General features: G+C 61.0%; 15 protein-coding genes. 10 read left to right on the top strand and 5 right to left on the bottom strand.

Annotated elements, in window-relative coordinates; genetic code table 11:
* Positions 1-66 precede the first annotated feature (66 nt).
* Positions 67-282 (top strand): DUF2970 domain-containing protein, encoded by a 216-nt coding sequence (locus ACIOMR_RS20225; protein ID WP_008432997.1) that lies wholly within the window; start codon positions 67-69, stop codon positions 280-282.
* A gap of 6 nt (positions 283-288) precedes the next feature.
* Here ACIOMR_RS20225 and ACIOMR_RS20220 read toward each other — a convergent pair whose 3' ends face one another.
* A complete protein-coding gene (locus ACIOMR_RS20220) occupies positions 289-1,368 on the bottom strand; it encodes an ABC transporter substrate-binding protein (protein ID WP_401196018.1) in 1,080 nt (359 codons plus the stop codon).
* 449 nt (positions 1,369-1,817) lie between these two features.
* On the opposite strand from ACIOMR_RS20220, the gene ACIOMR_RS20215 reads away from it, so the two are divergent.
* Both ACIOMR_RS20215 and ACIOMR_RS20210 read left to right on the top strand, forming a co-directional pair.
* Positions 1,818-3,476: a nitrite/sulfite reductase gene (locus ACIOMR_RS20215; protein ID WP_003210800.1), complete on the top strand. Its 1,659-nt coding sequence runs from the start codon at positions 1,818-1,820 to the stop codon at positions 3,474-3,476.
* The gene (locus ACIOMR_RS20210) at positions 3,460-3,954 is read left to right on the top strand and encodes a DUF934 domain-containing protein (protein ID WP_003210798.1); all 495 of its coding nucleotides are present in this window, start codon (positions 3,460-3,462) and stop codon (positions 3,952-3,954) included. Before ACIOMR_RS20215 ends, ACIOMR_RS20210 begins: the two co-directional genes overlap by 17 nt.
* A 44-nt stretch (positions 3,955-3,998) precedes the next feature.
* Here the strand turns inward: ACIOMR_RS20210 and ACIOMR_RS20205 are convergent, their stop codons facing one another.
* A complete protein-coding gene (locus tag ACIOMR_RS20205) occupies positions 3,999-5,645 on the bottom strand; it encodes a SulP family inorganic anion transporter (protein ID WP_401196014.1) in 1,647 nt (548 codons plus the stop codon).
* 80 nt (positions 5,646-5,725) lie between these two features.
* Positions 5,726-7,003 carry a serine/threonine transporter gene (locus ACIOMR_RS20200; protein ID WP_102604662.1) on the bottom strand — a complete coding sequence of 426 codons (1,278 nt, stop codon included), beginning with the start codon at positions 7,001-7,003 and terminating at the stop codon, positions 5,726-5,728.
* Between the two features lie 252 nt (positions 7,004-7,255).
* On the opposite strand from ACIOMR_RS20200, the gene ACIOMR_RS20195 reads away from it, so the two are divergent.
* The 3 genes from ACIOMR_RS20195 to ACIOMR_RS20185 all read left to right on the top strand — a co-directional run bounded on the left by ACIOMR_RS20195 (position 7,256) and on the right by ACIOMR_RS20185 (position 9,041).
* Positions 7,256-7,639 carry a tautomerase family protein gene (locus tag ACIOMR_RS20195; protein ID WP_102369271.1) on the top strand — a complete coding sequence of 128 codons (384 nt, stop codon included), beginning with the start codon at positions 7,256-7,258 and terminating at the stop codon, positions 7,637-7,639.
* Positions 7,640-7,691: 52 nt separating this feature from the next.
* Positions 7,692-8,288: a TetR/AcrR family transcriptional regulator gene (locus ACIOMR_RS20190; protein WP_177029358.1), complete on the top strand. Its 597-nt coding sequence runs from the start codon at positions 7,692-7,694 to the stop codon at positions 8,286-8,288.
* Between the two features lie 216 nt (positions 8,289-8,504).
* On the top strand, positions 8,505-9,041 hold the full coding sequence (locus ACIOMR_RS20185; RefSeq protein WP_003210786.1) for a cysteine hydrolase family protein: 537 nt from the start codon (positions 8,505-8,507) through the stop codon (positions 9,039-9,041).
* 15 nt (positions 9,042-9,056) lie between these two features.
* Here the strand turns inward: ACIOMR_RS20185 and ACIOMR_RS20180 are convergent, their stop codons facing one another.
* Together ACIOMR_RS20180 and ACIOMR_RS20175 are read right to left on the bottom strand one after the other, a co-directional pair.
* Positions 9,057-9,383: a hypothetical protein gene (locus ACIOMR_RS20180; protein WP_003210784.1), complete on the bottom strand. Its 327-nt coding sequence runs from the start codon at positions 9,381-9,383 to the stop codon at positions 9,057-9,059.
* A complete protein-coding gene (locus ACIOMR_RS20175) occupies positions 9,380-9,865 on the bottom strand; it encodes a hypothetical protein (protein WP_177029357.1) in 486 nt (161 codons plus the stop codon). The genes ACIOMR_RS20180 and ACIOMR_RS20175 overlap by 4 nt, the downstream gene beginning before the upstream one ends.
* Before the next feature lie 29 nt (positions 9,866-9,894).
* Here ACIOMR_RS20175 and ACIOMR_RS20170 point away from each other — a divergent pair, with 29 nt between their 5' ends.
* The 4 genes from ACIOMR_RS20170 to ACIOMR_RS20155 all read left to right on the top strand — a co-directional run bounded on the left by ACIOMR_RS20170 (position 9,895) and on the right by ACIOMR_RS20155 (position 14,778).
* Positions 9,895-10,845, top strand: coding sequence for a 2-hydroxyacid dehydrogenase (locus ACIOMR_RS20170; RefSeq protein ID WP_087692887.1), 951 nt, complete (start codon positions 9,895-9,897; stop codon positions 10,843-10,845).
* 91 nt (positions 10,846-10,936) lie between these two features.
* Positions 10,937-12,793 (top strand): pilus assembly protein TadG-related protein, encoded by a 1,857-nt coding sequence (locus tag ACIOMR_RS20165; RefSeq protein ID WP_401196008.1) that lies wholly within the window; start codon positions 10,937-10,939, stop codon positions 12,791-12,793.
* A 130-nt stretch (positions 12,794-12,923) separates the two neighbouring features.
* Positions 12,924-13,991: a phosphotransferase family protein gene (locus ACIOMR_RS20160; RefSeq protein ID WP_003210778.1), complete on the top strand. Its 1,068-nt coding sequence runs from the start codon at positions 12,924-12,926 to the stop codon at positions 13,989-13,991.
* A gap of 19 nt (positions 13,992-14,010) precedes the next feature.
* On the top strand, positions 14,011-14,778 hold the full coding sequence (locus ACIOMR_RS20155) for an SDR family oxidoreductase (protein WP_087692885.1): 768 nt from the start codon (positions 14,011-14,013) through the stop codon (positions 14,776-14,778).
* The last annotated feature ends 10 nt before the right edge of the window (positions 14,779-14,788 follow it).

Here is a 14,788-nt window from a genome sequence, read left to right as displayed (position 1 = left end):
CAGCCGGTGTTTTGCGGGAACTTGGCTATCCTCATCCATGGGTTTGATCCCTACCGCGAGGCCTTTATGGACGATTCCAACAACAAGCCACCGACTTTCTGGCAGATGCTTCACAGCGTGATGGCAGCCGCCTTCGGGGTGCAGAGCGGGAAGAATCGCGCCCGCGACTTTACCCATGGCAAGCCCAGCCACTTTGTCATCCTGGGTATTGTGTTTACCGCCGTGTTTGCCTTGACCCTGTTTGGCATCGTCAAGCTGGTGCTGCACCTGGCCGGTGTTTGAAGCCGGTCAATGCATCAGCAGTTGCAGGCTGAACGGGTAGCGATAGGTGGCTGGCTTGCCCTGGGCTGACAGTGCTCGAAAGTCGACGCCGTAGTCCTCGCGCCCCTGCATCTCTAAAAGGCGCGTGGCTTGTGGCGGATCAATCAATCGAAAGAGCCCAAGCTTGCGCTCACGCCCACCGTACTGCGCCATGCCCAGGCCGCGGGCATCGTCATGCAGCACCACCATCGCCCAGCCGCCAAGGGTGAAATGCCCGGCCACCAGCACACTCAGGCGCCCCTCAAGGCGCGCCTGCAACGCTTCGGGCGAACTGTTGACCGCGCTGAACAACACGTCCGTGCCCGGCGTGCGCCCGCTGCCTTTGAGTGCATCCATTGCCCCCAGCGCCATTTCATCGTTGGCCGCCCACACCAGCGCGGTCTGCGGGTAGCGTTTGAATAACTGCGTGGCCTGGTCGAAAGCGCGCTGGCGACTCCACTCGCCATACACCAACTGGCGCAGGCGCACCTGCGGATGATCCGCCAGGGCGCGCTGCAAGCCTCGCTCGCGCAGTTGCGCGGCGGGAGTGGTCTTGGCCCCGGAGAACGCGATCAGGTCGAGGGTCTGGCCGGGGGCGACAGGCCCATGCAGGCGCAACAACTGGGTGAGCATCAAGTAGCCCGCCTGTTCGTCGTCGGCGACCATGCTGCCGATCCAGTCAGGGTATTTGCCGGCGTCCAGCAGTTGAGTCTGGTCCGCGGTCAGCGCGTTGTTGACGATCAGCAGCTTGACCCCGCTGCCCTGGGCCAGGCGCAAGATCTGTGGGGCGATGTACTGCTCGTTGACCAGCACCAGGTAGTCCGGGCGCTCGGCGCCTAGCAGGGCTTCACGGGCCTGCACCAGCGTGGTCTCGGGATTGCGCTCGGAATAGCGCACACGCAAATCCAGGCCGAGGTCCCTGGCGGCGGCCTGCATGAATTGCGCGTAGCTGACCCAGAAGGTCTCGGTCGAATTGCCAGGGTTGAGAAACACCACCGACGTCGCCTGGGCGATGGCCCAGAACGGCATGCTCAGCACCAGCAAGCACTTGCAGAGAACCTTCAACATCGTTGCCTGAGCCCTTCGGAATGACGGCCCATGATAATGGCATCAGGCCGGTCAATCTCGGCTAATTGCCGATTGTCGACAACAAGGCTCGATAACGCCCTTTTATTGATGGCTGACCCAGAACACGGCAGTGGAAACCACCAGGATAATCAAAAACAGAATGGCCCACGCATCGACACTGCTGTCACTTTTGCGCGCTTTGGTCGGATTGCTCATAGCATCGCCTCTTGTCGGTTTTATAGGTGATTGCACAAAGACACGAGCACAGTAAAGTTCATGATTGCCCGCATGACAAATGTGGGTATCGCGATAACCGTTCTCATTAGGCCATTTGGTTATTTGCATATACTCAAACATCACTTTTGCGCATAAACGCAAACTGGTATCGTGCGCCGGCTCCGTTGGGAGTGCGCGGCCGTGCGCGCAGATTTGCCGAGAACAGGACCTATATGTACGTATACGACGAATACGATCAGCGCATCATCGAGGACCGCGTCAAGCAGTTCCGTGATCAGACCCGACGCTATCTGGCAGGTGAACTGAGCGAAGAAGAGTTCCGCCCTCTGCGCCTGCAAAATGGCCTTTATGTTCAGCGCTTTGCGCCGATGCTGCGGGTTGCCGTGCCTTATGGCCAACTGACTTCCCGTCAGACGCGCATGATGGCCAAGATTGCCCGCGACTTCGACAAGGGCTACGCCCACATCAGTACTCGCCAGAACGTTCAGTTCAACTGGCCGGCCCTGGAAGACGTGCCGGACATCCTGGCTGAATTGGCCACCGTGCAGATGCACGCCATTCAGACCAGCGGTAACTGCCTGCGCAACGTGACCACCGACCAGTTCGCCGGCGTTGCCGCTGACGAGCTGATCGACCCCCGCCCATGGTGTGAAATCGTCCGTCAATGGACCACCTTCCACCCGGAATTCGCCTACCTGCCGCGCAAGTTCAAGATCGCCATCAATGGCTCGACCTCGGACCGCGCCGCCATCGAAGTGCACGATATCGGCCTGGAGCCGGTGCATAACGCGGCGGGCGAGTTGGGCTTCCGTGTGCTCGTCGGCGGTGGCCTCGGTCGTACGCCGGTAGTGGGTGCCTTCATCAACGAATTCCTGCCGTGGCAGGACCTGTTGAGCTACCTCGACGCGATCCTGCGGGTCTACAACCGCTACGGCCGTCGTGACAACAAGTACAAGGCCCGGATCAAGATCCTGGTAAAAGCGCTGACCCCCGAGGTGTTCGCCCAGAAAGTCGACGCCGAGATGGAACACCTGCGCGGCGGCCAGACCACCCTGACCGACGCCGAAGTGCACCGCGTTGCCAAACACTTCGTCGACCCGGACTACAAGGCCCTGAGCAATCAGGACGCCGCGTTGGCCGAGCTCGATGCGCAGCACCCGGGTTTCGCCCGCTGGCGCACCCGCAACACCCTGGCCCACAAAAAGCCGGGCTATGTGGCCGTGACCCTGTCGCTGAAACCTACCGGTGTTGCACCGGGTGACATCACCGACAAGCAACTGGACGGCGTCGCCGACCTGGCCGAGCGCTACAGCTTCGGCCAACTGCGCACCTCCCACGAGCAGAACATCATCCTCGCCGACGTTGAACAGTCTCAACTGTTCACCCTGTGGGGCGAGCTGCGCGAGCAGGGTTTTGCCACGCCGAACATCGGCCTGCTGACCGACATCATCTGCTGCCCGGGCGGCGACTTCTGCTCCCTGGCCAACGCCAAGTCGATCCCGATTGCCGAATCGATCCAGCGCCGTTTCGACGACCTGGACTACCTGTTCGACATCGGCGAGCTGGACCTGAACATCTCCGGTTGCATGAACGCCTGTGGTCACCACCACGTCGGCCACATCGGCATCCTGGGCGTGGACAAGAAAGGCGAAGAATTCTACCAAGTGTCCCTGGGTGGCAGCGCCAGCCGCGATGCGAGCCTGGGCAAGATCCTCGGCCCGTCCTTCGCCCAGGAAGCCATGCCTGACGTGATCGGCAAGCTGATCGACGTGTACGTTGAACAGCGCACCGAAGATGAGCGTTTCATCGACACTTACCAGCGCATCGGCATTGACCTGTTCAAGGAGCGCGTCTATGCAGCGAATCATTAAGAACAACGAAGTCCTCGACGAAACCTGGCACCTGCTGCCCAAGGACGCGAGCTTCGATGGCATCTCCAACTGCGACGACCTGATCGTGCCACTGGCCCTGTGGCGCGAGCACGCTCACGCCCTCAAGGCCCGCGACGGCGGCCTGGGTGTATGGCTGGACGCCGATGAAGAAGCCGAAGAGATCGGTGATGACGTGGAGCACTTCCAGGTCATCGCCCTGAACTTCCCGGCCTTCACCGACGGTCGCAACTACTCCAACGCCCGCCTGCTGCGTGACCGTTATGGTTACAAGGGTGAGCTGCGGGCGATTGGCGATGTGCTGCGCGACCAGTTGTTCTACCTGCGCCGCTGCGGGTTCGATGCCTTCGCCTTGCGCGCGGACAAAGACCCGTATGAAGCGCTGGAAAGCCTCAAGGATTTCTCGGTGACGTACCAGGCCGCGACGGATGAACCGTTGCCGTTGTTCCGCCGCCGGTAAGCTCGCGTCAATAAAAAGCCCCGACCAGTCGGGGCTTTTTGCATTCAGGCGGTGGGTTGCAACGCGAGTTGCACTGCACCATCGACACTCAACCCGCTGATCAGCACCTGGGGCGCACACGCCTCAGGCAGCGTCTGCAACACCTCCTGCGCCTCATGCCTGACACGGGCCAACACCAGACACCTGCCCTCCCCTTGCACCTGTACGAAAAACGCCTGCAACGCCTCGATGCTCGTGCCGTCCAGGTCGGGGGATTCTTCCAGGCTGAGCACTACCGTGTGCACCGGTAACGTAGCGTGCCGCATCAGGCTCAACACCGCCCCCAACACTCGCTCGGCATTCGCGAAGAACAGCGCTTCACTGGGCCGCACGATCAGCACACCGGGGATCCGTTCGGCGCTCGGGTGATGCAGCAAGTCGACAAAATCATGTCCGCCGTCAATGCGCCCCAACTCGCGCACGTCCGCCGACGACATCTGGCGCAACATCAACACCACGCTGATCCCGACCGCCACCAATAACCCATCCAGCACCCCCAGCACCAACACCGCCGCCACCGCGCAAATCACCAGCAACCGGTCGCGCCGCCAGGAGAAATAGCGGCCCAGGGGCTGCAGGCTCAAGCCACGGCCCAAGGCGTAAATGACGATGGCGGCAAGCACCGGCTCCGGCGTCAATGCCACCAGCGGCAGCACCGTCAGCACGATCGCCAACACCACCAGCGCCGCCACGGCGCCCGCCAGCCGCGAGTTGGCTCCCGCCGCCTCATTGGCCGATGTCGCCGAATACCCGGCGCCAGTGGGCATGCCCTGGAACAGCCCGGACAGCAGGTTGGCGGCCCCCAGCGCCAGCAGGTCACGGTTGGATGACACGCGATCACCATGCTTGAGGGCGAAGGAGCTGATGGAGCCGTAGGACTCGGCGTAAAGAATCATCACCATGGCAAACGCCAACTCTCCCAGGCGCAGCCAGTCGGCGAACGGCAACACCGGCAAATGCGCCAGTTCCAGACGCAGGTCGATGACGCCGATCAACGCCACGCCATGGGCCTGCAGATCCAGCCACTGGCCGGCGGCAATCCCGAGGATCACCACCAGCAACCCGCCCGGCAGGCGCCGAACTCGTGCGCATAGCCAGAGCAGCAGCAACGCGACGCCCGCGACGGCAGCGGCGGCCCAGTTCCAGCGCGGCAGTTGCTCCAGGAGCTGGGGCAGGAAGCGAATCAGGTTGTTGTCGGTCAGGTGCACGCCCACCACGCTGGCCAACTGCTTGAGGATGATCGTCAGCGCCAGGCCAAAGGCAAAGCCACGCAACACCGGCTTGGCGATAAACGAGGTCAGCCCGCCCAGCTTGAGCATCCCGGCCAACAGGAAAAACGCCCCCGTCACCAGTACCAGGCCCATTGCCAGGCTCAGCCTGAGTGCCGGGTCGTCTCCCGCCAGCGTTGCCGTGGCCGCCGCCAGCACCGCCGCCGAGGACGATGTGGCAGAGACAATCGCAAAGCGGCTGGTGCCAAACAGGCCGTAGCACAACAACCCGGCAAACAAGGCGATCACGCCCGCCTGGGGCGGCAACGCGGCGATGCTGGAATAGGCCACGGCCTCGGGCAGCAACAGGCCGGCGATGGACAGGCCGGCCAGCAAGTCTTGTGCACGGTTCGGCGTGGTGTCGCTCTCAGGCTTGGTGTTCAATCCCTAATTCCCTGGCAAAAAAAACGGCCAATCCGCTCTCTGCGAATTGGCCGTGATCATTGCACTGAAACCGGGTGCTGTCAGGACACCAGCGAATAAATCAGCGCGGTAATCGCCACCAGGCCCACCGCCGTGACGAACACGTTGGACGCCTGGCCACGGTACTTGGCCATCGCCGGTACCTTGCGGATCGCGTACATCGGCATCAGGAACAGGATCGACGCAATGATCGGCCCGCCCAGGGTCTCGATCATGCCGAGGATGCTAGGGTTGAGGGTCGCGACGATCCAGCACACCACCAGCATGAAGGCAGCCGTCATGCGGTCCAGGGTCTTGGCAGCCGGGCGACGGCCGCTTTTGAGCACCAGGCCCTTGAGGCCTTCACTGGCGCCGATGTAATGGCCCAGGAACGACTTGGCAATCGCCACAAACGCGATCAGCGGCGCGGCGAACTCGATGGTCGGGTTGCTGAAGTGGTTCGCCAGGTAGGACAGGATCGACAGATTCTGCGCCTTGGCTTCGGCCAGTTGCGCCGGCGACAGGGTCAGTACGCAACTGAACACGAAGAACAGCACCATCACTACCATCAGGATGTGTGCCCGGGACAGGATCTGCGAGCTGCGTTCCTCGGCGTGTTCGCCGTACTGGCGCTTCTGGTCCACCGCAAAGGCCGAGATGATCGGCGAATGGTTGAACGAGAACACCATCACCGGAATCGCCAGCCACAGGGTATGCAGCAGCGCCGACGGGGCCGGAACGGTGCTGGCGGTGCTGAGGATGCCGCCGTTCCAGTGCGGCACCAGGTACACGGCGAGGAACAGCAAGGCGACGATAAAAGGATACACCATCAGGCTCATGGCCTTGACGATCACCTGCTCGCCACACCGCACCACGGCCAGCAGGCCGAGGATCAGCACGAGTGACAGGATCGCCCGCGGTGGTGGCGCGATGTGCAGTTGATGCTCCATGAAGCTGCCGACGGTGTTGGTCAGCGCCACGCTATAGATCAGCAGGATCGGGAAGATCGCGAAGAAGTACAGCAAGGTGATCGCGGCGCCGGCCTTGAGGCCGAAATGTTCTTCGACCACGTCGGTGATGTCCGAGCCTTCACGGCCCGAGAGCACAAAGCGGGTCAGGCCACGGTGCGCGAAAAACGTCATCGGGAATGCCAGCAGCGCGAGGATCACCAACGGCCAGAAACCGCCAAGGCCCGCGTTGATCGGCAGGAACAAGGTGCCGGCGCCGATGGCCGTACCGAACAGGCCGAGCATCCAGGTGGTGTCCTGGCGGCTCCAGCTTGTGAGGGTTGCAGGTGTCGTTGCGTAGCGTTCGTCGACGCTATTGGCCTGATCATTCATCCGTTCGGATCTCCGCATTCACTCAGTCGAGACGAGTCAGAAAAACCTGACAGGCAGCGCCACGACCGAAACAGGGGCGCGATTGTCCGGGATTCGCTTGAAGAAGCAAAGACTTAGCTGAGGAATGGTTGTGCGGTGCAGAGGATTGAAGGCGATTTTGGCAGCGTCAATTTTACATTTCATAAGAAATCTATTCTATAAATTCATCACGTCATGTATTTTTAAAGCACGCCCCTCACTGGACTACCTGCCATGCCAATCGTGCGCATCGACCTTCGGAAAAACCCCGACGTCACCTACGCCAAGCGCGTCGGCGTATTGATCTACAACGCCATGCACACGGCCATCGGCGTGCCTGAACACGACAACTTCCAGATCCTCACCGAGCACGATGAACACCACTTCATCTATGACCCGGAGTACCTGGGCATCCAGCGCACCGACAACCTGGTGATCATCCAGATCACTCTGAACGAAGGCCGCAGTACCGAGCAGAAAAAGCTGCTGTACAAAACCATTGCCGAGAGCTTGCACCGTGAACTGGCGGTGCGCCTGGAAGATGTGTTTATCAGCCTGGTGGAGGTCAAGAAGGAAAACTGGTCGTTCGGCAACGGGATTGCGCAGTACGCCAGCTAAACGTTTTATGATGCCGCCCATCCCTGCCACCACCTGATCCAGAGAGCCCTCGATGCCACGCGTGTCCCGCAAACAAGCCGAACTCAACCGCGAAATCATCGTCGAGGCCGCCACGCGGCTGTTTCGTGAACGGGGCATCCATGGCATCAGCGTGTCGGACGTGATGGCCGCCGCCGGGCTGACCCATGGCGGTTTCTACGGGCACTTCGAGTCCCGCGAGGCGCTGGCCACGGAAGCCTGCAACCGGGCATTCGAGCAATCGAGCGAGCGCTGGCAGGCCAGGGTCGAGCAAAGCCCTGATCCCGAGGCTGCGCGCCTGGCGTTGATTGATCCGTATCTGTCGGCCGCCAATCGTGACAACCCCGGGGACAGTTGCCCGGTTGCGGCTTTTGCCGGGGAGATGTGCCATGAAGCCGCCGACAGCGCGTTGCAACGCAGCTTTATCCGGGGCTTTGAAGCGTCCATGGGCATCCTGGCCGCTACCCAGGCCACCGGAACCCCCGAAGGCGACCGCCAGGCCGCCATTGCCCAGTACGCGATGATGGTAGGCGCAATTACCCTCGCCCGTGCGACCAAAGGCAACGGCCTGTCTGATGAATTCCTCGCTGCCGCCAGGAATCTCCTGATCCCGGAAAAAAACCTCGGCTGACGCGTTGACAGCCAAACGCCAGCGCCAGCATGATCGGCCCATGAACATTTTCCAGCTGGCCCTCACCCGTACCACCACCACGACCGCTTCCGGCGGGTCGTGTGGTAGCGGTGAGTGGCGCGCAAACTAAGCCACCCGGATTTACCCAAGGCCCCGCCAGCAATGGACGGGGCCTTTTTATTGCTCCGCCATCTGGCAAACACAAGGAGCAGCACCATGCCTGACAACAAGCGCCCCGCCCTGCTGATCATCGACATGCAGACCGGTCTGTACGATGGTCCGGAAAAACCCTACGAACGCCAGCGCGTACTCGACAACATCAACCAGCTGATTCAGCGCGCCCGACACGTTGGCGTGCCGGTTTTCGCTGCACGTCACACCGGCCCTGCGGGTTCGCCCATCGAGGTGGGCAGCCCGTTTTGGCAACTATGGCCAGCACTGGAGGTTGATGAAGCTCGCGACACGGTTTTCAATAAAACCCGGCCCAGCTGTTTTCTCGGCACCGAGCTGTCGCAGCAACTGGCGGCGGCACAGGTGAATGAACTGGTGATCGTCGGGATGAAAACCCAGTACTGCATCGACACGACGTGCCGAGTGGCCGTGGAGCTGGGGTTCTCGGTGCTGCTGCCGGAGGATGCCCATACTTGTATGGACACTCCGGCGTTATCGGCCGCATCGATTATCGAGCACCATAACGCAACCTTGGCCGGGGCATTTGTGCAGCGTGTGAAAGCTGACGATATCTGCTTCTAAAGCCTGGAGCTTTACCTAAGCCGAGGTTCTCAATACGTTGCGCAGTTCGCCATTGATCGCGCTCTGCGCAACAGCCAGTTGCTCCACCAGATCACCGGCTGCGTGCGCCGTTAACGCAATCACTGGGCGGTCCCAGTCGTAATTTCTTATTACATTGATGCGGAACCCACCATGGGTATCGAAGGAGGGGTACCAGCCGACATCCAATATAAGCCCACCGGCGTATTCAACCTGAAGCATGTCCTCTTTCAACAGGTGAACCTGACTCTCCATCGCCCCATCCTGCAAGATGGAGAGATCATCATGGGTGACGTTTCCGTCAATAAAGCCTAGTGAGATCAACTTGTTAACCTCCTGAATTCCTGCTCGGAAATCGGATGACCATGTATGACGCCCGCGCTTGACTCAATTCGAACCCAGTAGCTGGGCTTGCCATCACTGGCACCTATGACTTGCGGATACTCCCTGAGTTTCCAGGGTTTTGCATGAGTGCTTGGCACTCCATTTTTATAGGCTTCTCGCTCAAGCTTTTCAATATTTATACCGGGCTTGTATTTGGCCGGGCCGTATCGGGTGCTGCTGACAATATCTTCCCAAGCTAGGTTTTTTGATGGGCTGTGCTTGTAGCCATAAGAGGTCCACTCGACGATTTCGGAGGTGGCAGGAACATGCATCCATGACGTCTCTGCTAAGGAAAGTCGTCGAAGTCTGCTGCAGTAAAAAGGCCTGGGACGAGCGGTCTGGAAAATCAGATTAGGCTGGTGAGAAATGAAATTTTTCTGCGGTAAAGAAACGATCGGGACTACAAATCCCGCATAATCCAAGCCTCCAATCCTTCAGGAAGAACCTTCCGATGCCCGTCACCGTTCTGGTCCTGGTTGAAACCATCAACGACTACCTGCCGATCATCGAAGGCAATGGCTTTCACGTGATTCTTGCGCCGACCCCGGCCGAACGCGCCAAGGCCATCAAGACCCACGGCGGGCAGGTCCAGGCGGTGCTGACCCGTGGCCCGCTGGGCCTGTACGCCGAGGAAATCGCCGCGCTGCCGCTGCTGGAGATCATCTGCGTGATCGGCGCCGGGTATGAACACGTGGACCTGCAAGCCGCCAGCAACCGTGGAATCGTAGTCACCAATGGCGCCGGGGTGAATGCGCCGTCGGTGGCCGACCACGCCATGGCGTTGTTGCTGTGCCTGGTGCGGGACATTCCCCGGGCGGACGCAGCAGTACGGCGCAGCGAATGGCCCAAGATAATGCGCCCTTCCCTGGCCGGCAAACAGCTGGGCATTCTCGGCCTGGGGGCCGTGGGTCTGGAAATCGCCAAGCGGGCTGCCCTGGGTTTTGGCATGGAGGTGAGTTATCACAACCGCCAGCCCCGCGAAGATGTGGACTACACCTACTGCGCCACCGCCGTGGAACTGGCGCGGGCCTCGGACTTCCTGATCCTGGCCACCCCGGGCGGCGCCAGCACGCGACATTTGATCGACCGCCAGGCCCTCGACGCGCTGGGCCCCAACGGCTTCCTGGTGAACATCGGGCGCGGCAGCGTGGTGGTCACCGCCGACCTGATTACCGCCCTGGAGCAACGGCGCATCGGCGGCGCGGCACTGGACGTGTTCGACGATGAACCCAACGTGCCCGACGCGCTCAAGCGCCTCAGCAATACCGTGCTCACGCCCCACGTCGCCGGCCTGTCGCCGGAAGCCGCCCATGACACCGTGCAGCGCGTGGCGGACAACCTGCTGGAATACTTTGCCGGCCGCCCTGTGCTGACGCCCGTGGCACTGCCTCCGCGAAAATAATGGCCAATAGCCATAAATCCTTGCAAAACCTGACTACACTGCCTGAGGGGATATTCAGGATGCCGGTACTGGATCGGCGAAGGAACGCAGGATGGTTTGCCAAGGACCCGGCTCGGCCCGCCAACGCGGCGCGATAGGACTGATGGGTGCGATGACCCTGGGGATCGCACTGTTGTTCCTGTTGCTGGTGGTCGACAGCGGCCGGCTGTACCTGGAAAAGCGCAAGCTGCAACGGGTTGCCGACACCGCGGCGCTGGAAGTGGTCACCCGCGGCGGCGCCTGCGTGACGCCGAATACCAACGCCGCGCAATTCGCGATCCAAAGCGCAGCCCGCAATGATTTCCCGCTGAACGAAGACCGTACCCTGGCGACCACCTGTGGCACCCTGGTCACAGGGGCTGACTTCATGCGCGCCTTCAGCCCCAATCCCTCAAGGTCCGATGCGATCCAGGTCATCGCCACCCACCGCGTCGTCACCAGTATCGCCAACCGCCTGTTCATGCTGCTCTCCACCGGCCCTTTCGAGCCGACCATCCGGTTGCAGGCAGTGGCCGTGGCCGCCGTGCCCGCGCCACCGGTGGCCGTACTGACCATCCGCAGCACCTTGCTGACCGTGGACAGCACCAAGTCCGCCGCACTCAATGCGTTGATCGGCGGACTGCTGGGGGGCAAATTGCAACTCGACGCGGTGGGCTGGAAGGGCCTGATCAATACCGATATCAACCTGCTCAGTTACCTGGACGCGCTGGCGATTCAATTGAAGGTCAGCGCCGGCAACTACGACGAGTTGCTCAAGACCGACGCCAGCGTCGGCGATCTGATCCAGGCCGCGATAGATGTACTCAAGCTGGGGGGCGATGCGGTCAAGGTGGTGATCAATAACCTGGAAGCGATCAAGCTGATTGCACCCGGCACCAAGATCCTGCACCTGGGCGACCTGCTGACCATCCAGAACGGCACCGACAAGAGCGCCCTGGACGTCAACCTGCAACTGTTCAACCTGATCCAGGGGTTTGTGCAACTGTCGAACAAGTACAACGCGGTCGCGGTGGAGTTGCCGGTGGATGTGCTGGGACTGCTGAATATCACGGTCAAGACCAAGGTCATTGAACCGGCGCAGGTTTCCGCCATAGGTAACCCCAAGCTGATCGCCACCCAGCCGATCTACGTCAGGACCGCGCAAGTCAGGACGTTGATCTCGGTGAAACTGCCGGCAATCGGCGCGGTGAACGATTTACTGGGCGGGGTAACGGCGCTGGTGGGCCTCTTGTTAGGCAGCTCCTTTGACCCCAAAATCGGCCAGCAAATCGATGTAGCACTGGAAGCCGCCAGCGGCAGCAGCACGGTCACCGGATATCGCTGCAACGGGCCTGCGGACAAAGCCTTGTCGGTGCTCGGTACCACCTCGGCGGTTAGGCTGATGGTGGGCCAGATCGACCCAAAAAACCTGTTTTCCTCCACAGCACCACTGAACGTTGACGAATTCCCATTACTCGACCTTGGGGTGAAGACCTGTAGCAACGGTGTCTGCGATCCCCGGCAACCGTATGGCGTCGGTGGCATCAGCCTGAAGATCGACAGCAGCGTGGCCAAGACCGTCCGGAACCACACTTACCTGTCTCCGCCCGAGTTGAAAAGCCCCCCGGATTACTTCAGTTTCAGTTCCAACAACGTGGTGGGCAGCTTGAGCAACACCCTCAATGGCATCCAGTTGATCAACCATCCACCGACACAGGGCGGACTGATTGGGCTGGTGCTGAACCTGGTGGTCGGCCTGATCACCGGCGTACTGAATCTGCTCAGCGGCATCATCTCCGGACTGCTCAGCCCGCTCCTCGACCCGCTGGTCAATAACCTGCTCGCCGGCCTGGGCATCGACCTGGCAAAAGTCGAAATCGGTGCCAACCTGTCCTGCAACCCCGGCGGGCGCGCAGTTCTGGTGATCTGAGCACATCAAGCCCGCTGATCATCGGCCAACACGCTAACCTATTAAGCCGCCCCAACCTTGTGGCTTGGCGGCCGCGCGCATTAGATTAGCCAATAGTCCAAGGCCTTAAGAATAAGCAGAAGGGATAAGCATGGCGCTTAATGACCAATCGACCCAGATTCGCCCCGGCGAAGAACTTGATGCCAGCCTCATCGATCCCTACCTCAAGGCCCATATCCCGGGCTTGAGCGGCAGCGTCAAAATCAGCCAGTTCCCCGGGGGTGCCTCCAACCTGACGTACCTGCTGGAATACCCCGGCCAGGAATTCGTGCTGCGCCGCCCGCCCTTTGGCCACAAGGCCAAGTCCGCCCACGACATGGGCCGCGAATACCGGATTCTCAACCAGCTCAAGGACGGTTTCCCGTATTGCCCCAAGGCCTACGTGCACTGCACCGACGAGTCGGTGATCGGCGCCGAGTTCTACGTGATGGAGCGGGTCAACGGGATCATCCTGCGCTCGGACCTGCCGCCGGAACTGGGCCTGGACGCGGCGAAAACCGAAGCCTTGTGCAAAAGCTTTATCGATAAGTTCGTCGAGCTGCACCAGGTCGACTACAGCGCCTGCGGCCTGGCCGACCTGGGCAAGCCCGAAGGTTACGTGGAGCGGCAGATTCGCGGCTGGAGCGACCGCTACGAAAAAGCCCTGACCCCCGACGCCCCCAGCTGGGAAGCGGTACGTGCCTGGCTCAACGACAAGATGCCGGCCGACCACCCCACCTCGAGCATCGTCCACAACGACTACCGCTTCGACAACGTGATCCTCGACCCGCATAACCCGATGCAGATCATCGGCGTGCTGGACTGGGAACTGACCACCCTCGGCGACCCGCTGATGGACCTGGGCAACACCCTCGCCTACTGGATCGAAGCGGCCGACCCGGCCCCGGTGCAACTGATGCGCCGCCAGCCGAGCAACGCCCCCGGCATGCTTACCCGCCGCCAGTTCGTCGACTACTACGCCGAACGCTCCGGGATCCAGATCGACAATTTCGACTTCTACTACACCTACGGCCTGTTCCGCCTGGCCGGCATCGTGCAGCAGATCTACTACCGCTTCTTCCATGGCCAGACCCAGGACAAACGCTTTGCGCAGTTCATTCACATGAACAAGCTGCTTGAGCAGATGAGCCTGAATGTCATCAAACAGTCTTCCCTCTGACCTTCTTCAAGGAAAAACCATGTCCAAAACCCAACTGTTCGACCTCGACGGCAAGATCGCTTTCGTTTCCGGCGCCAGCCGCGGTATCGGTGAGGCCATCGCCAAGTTGCTGGCCCAGCAAGGCGCCCACGTGATCGTGTCGAGCCGCAAGATCGACGGCTGCCAGCACGTGGCCGACGCGATCATCGCCGACGGCGGCAAGGCCACCGCCATTGCTTGCCATATCGGCGAAATGGACCAGATCACCAACGTGTTTGCCGCGATCCGCGAACAGTTCGGCCGCCTGGATATCCTGGTCAACAACGCCGCCACCAACCCGCAGTTCTGCAACGTGCTGGACACCGACCTGGGCGCGTTCCAGAAAACCGTCGACGTGAACATTCGCGGCTACTTCTTCATGTCCGTGGAAGCCGGCAAGCTGATGCGCGAAAACGGCGGTGGCAGCATCATCAACGTGGCCTCGATCAACGGGATTTCGCCGGGCGTATTCCAGGGCATCTACTCGGTGACCAAGGCCGCCGTGATCAACATGACCAAAGTCTTCGCCAAGGAATGCGCGCCGTTCGGCATTCGTTGCAACGCACTGCTGCCGGGCCTGACCGACACCAAATTCGCCTCCGCGCTGGTGAAGAACGACTCGATCCTGAAAATGGCCCTGGCGCAGATCCCCCTCAAGCGCGTGGCCGACCCGAGCGAGATGGCCGGCGCGGTGCTGTACCTGGCCAGCGATGCGTCGAGCTACACCACCGGTGTATCGCTGAATGTAGACGGTGGTTTCCTGTCCTGATTCGGCTGGC

It is taken from the genome of Pseudomonas sp. NPDC087814 (assembly GCF_044742865.1).
In the GTDB taxonomy this organism is placed as follows: Bacteria; Pseudomonadota; Gammaproteobacteria; order Pseudomonadales; family Pseudomonadaceae; genus Aquipseudomonas.
Note: the sequence above shows the minus strand (reverse complement) of the source record. Positions and strands in the feature narration are given on the sequence as shown.

Coding starts and splice junctions, on each gene's coding strand:
- ACIOMR_RS20215 (WP_003210800.1), top strand. CDS start 1,818: ATGTACGTATACGACGAATACGATCAGCGCATCATCGAGGACCGCGTC.
- ACIOMR_RS20160 (WP_003210778.1), top strand. CDS start 12,924: ATGGCGCTTAATGACCAATCGACCCAGATTCGCCCCGGCGAAGAACTT.
- ACIOMR_RS20170 (WP_087692887.1), top strand. CDS start 9,895: ATGCCCGTCACCGTTCTGGTCCTGGTTGAAACCATCAACGACTACCTG.
- ACIOMR_RS20200 (WP_102604662.1), bottom strand. CDS start 7,003: ATGAATGATCAGGCCAATAGCGTCGACGAACGCTACGCAACGACACCT.
- ACIOMR_RS20225 (WP_008432997.1), top strand. CDS start 67: ATGGACGATTCCAACAACAAGCCACCGACTTTCTGGCAGATGCTTCAC.
- ACIOMR_RS20210 (WP_003210798.1), top strand. CDS start 3,460: ATGCAGCGAATCATTAAGAACAACGAAGTCCTCGACGAAACCTGGCAC.
- ACIOMR_RS20165 (WP_401196008.1), top strand. CDS start 10,937: ATGGTTTGCCAAGGACCCGGCTCGGCCCGCCAACGCGGCGCGATAGGA.
- ACIOMR_RS20190 (WP_177029358.1), top strand. CDS start 7,692: ATGCCACGCGTGTCCCGCAAACAAGCCGAACTCAACCGCGAAATCATC.
- ACIOMR_RS20155 (WP_087692885.1), top strand. CDS start 14,011: ATGTCCAAAACCCAACTGTTCGACCTCGACGGCAAGATCGCTTTCGTT.
- ACIOMR_RS20220 (WP_401196018.1), bottom strand. CDS start 1,368: ATGTTGAAGGTTCTCTGCAAGTGCTTGCTGGTGCTGAGCATGCCGTTC.
- ACIOMR_RS20185 (WP_003210786.1), top strand. CDS start 8,505: ATGCCTGACAACAAGCGCCCCGCCCTGCTGATCATCGACATGCAGACC.
- ACIOMR_RS20195 (WP_102369271.1), top strand. CDS start 7,256: ATGCCAATCGTGCGCATCGACCTTCGGAAAAACCCCGACGTCACCTAC.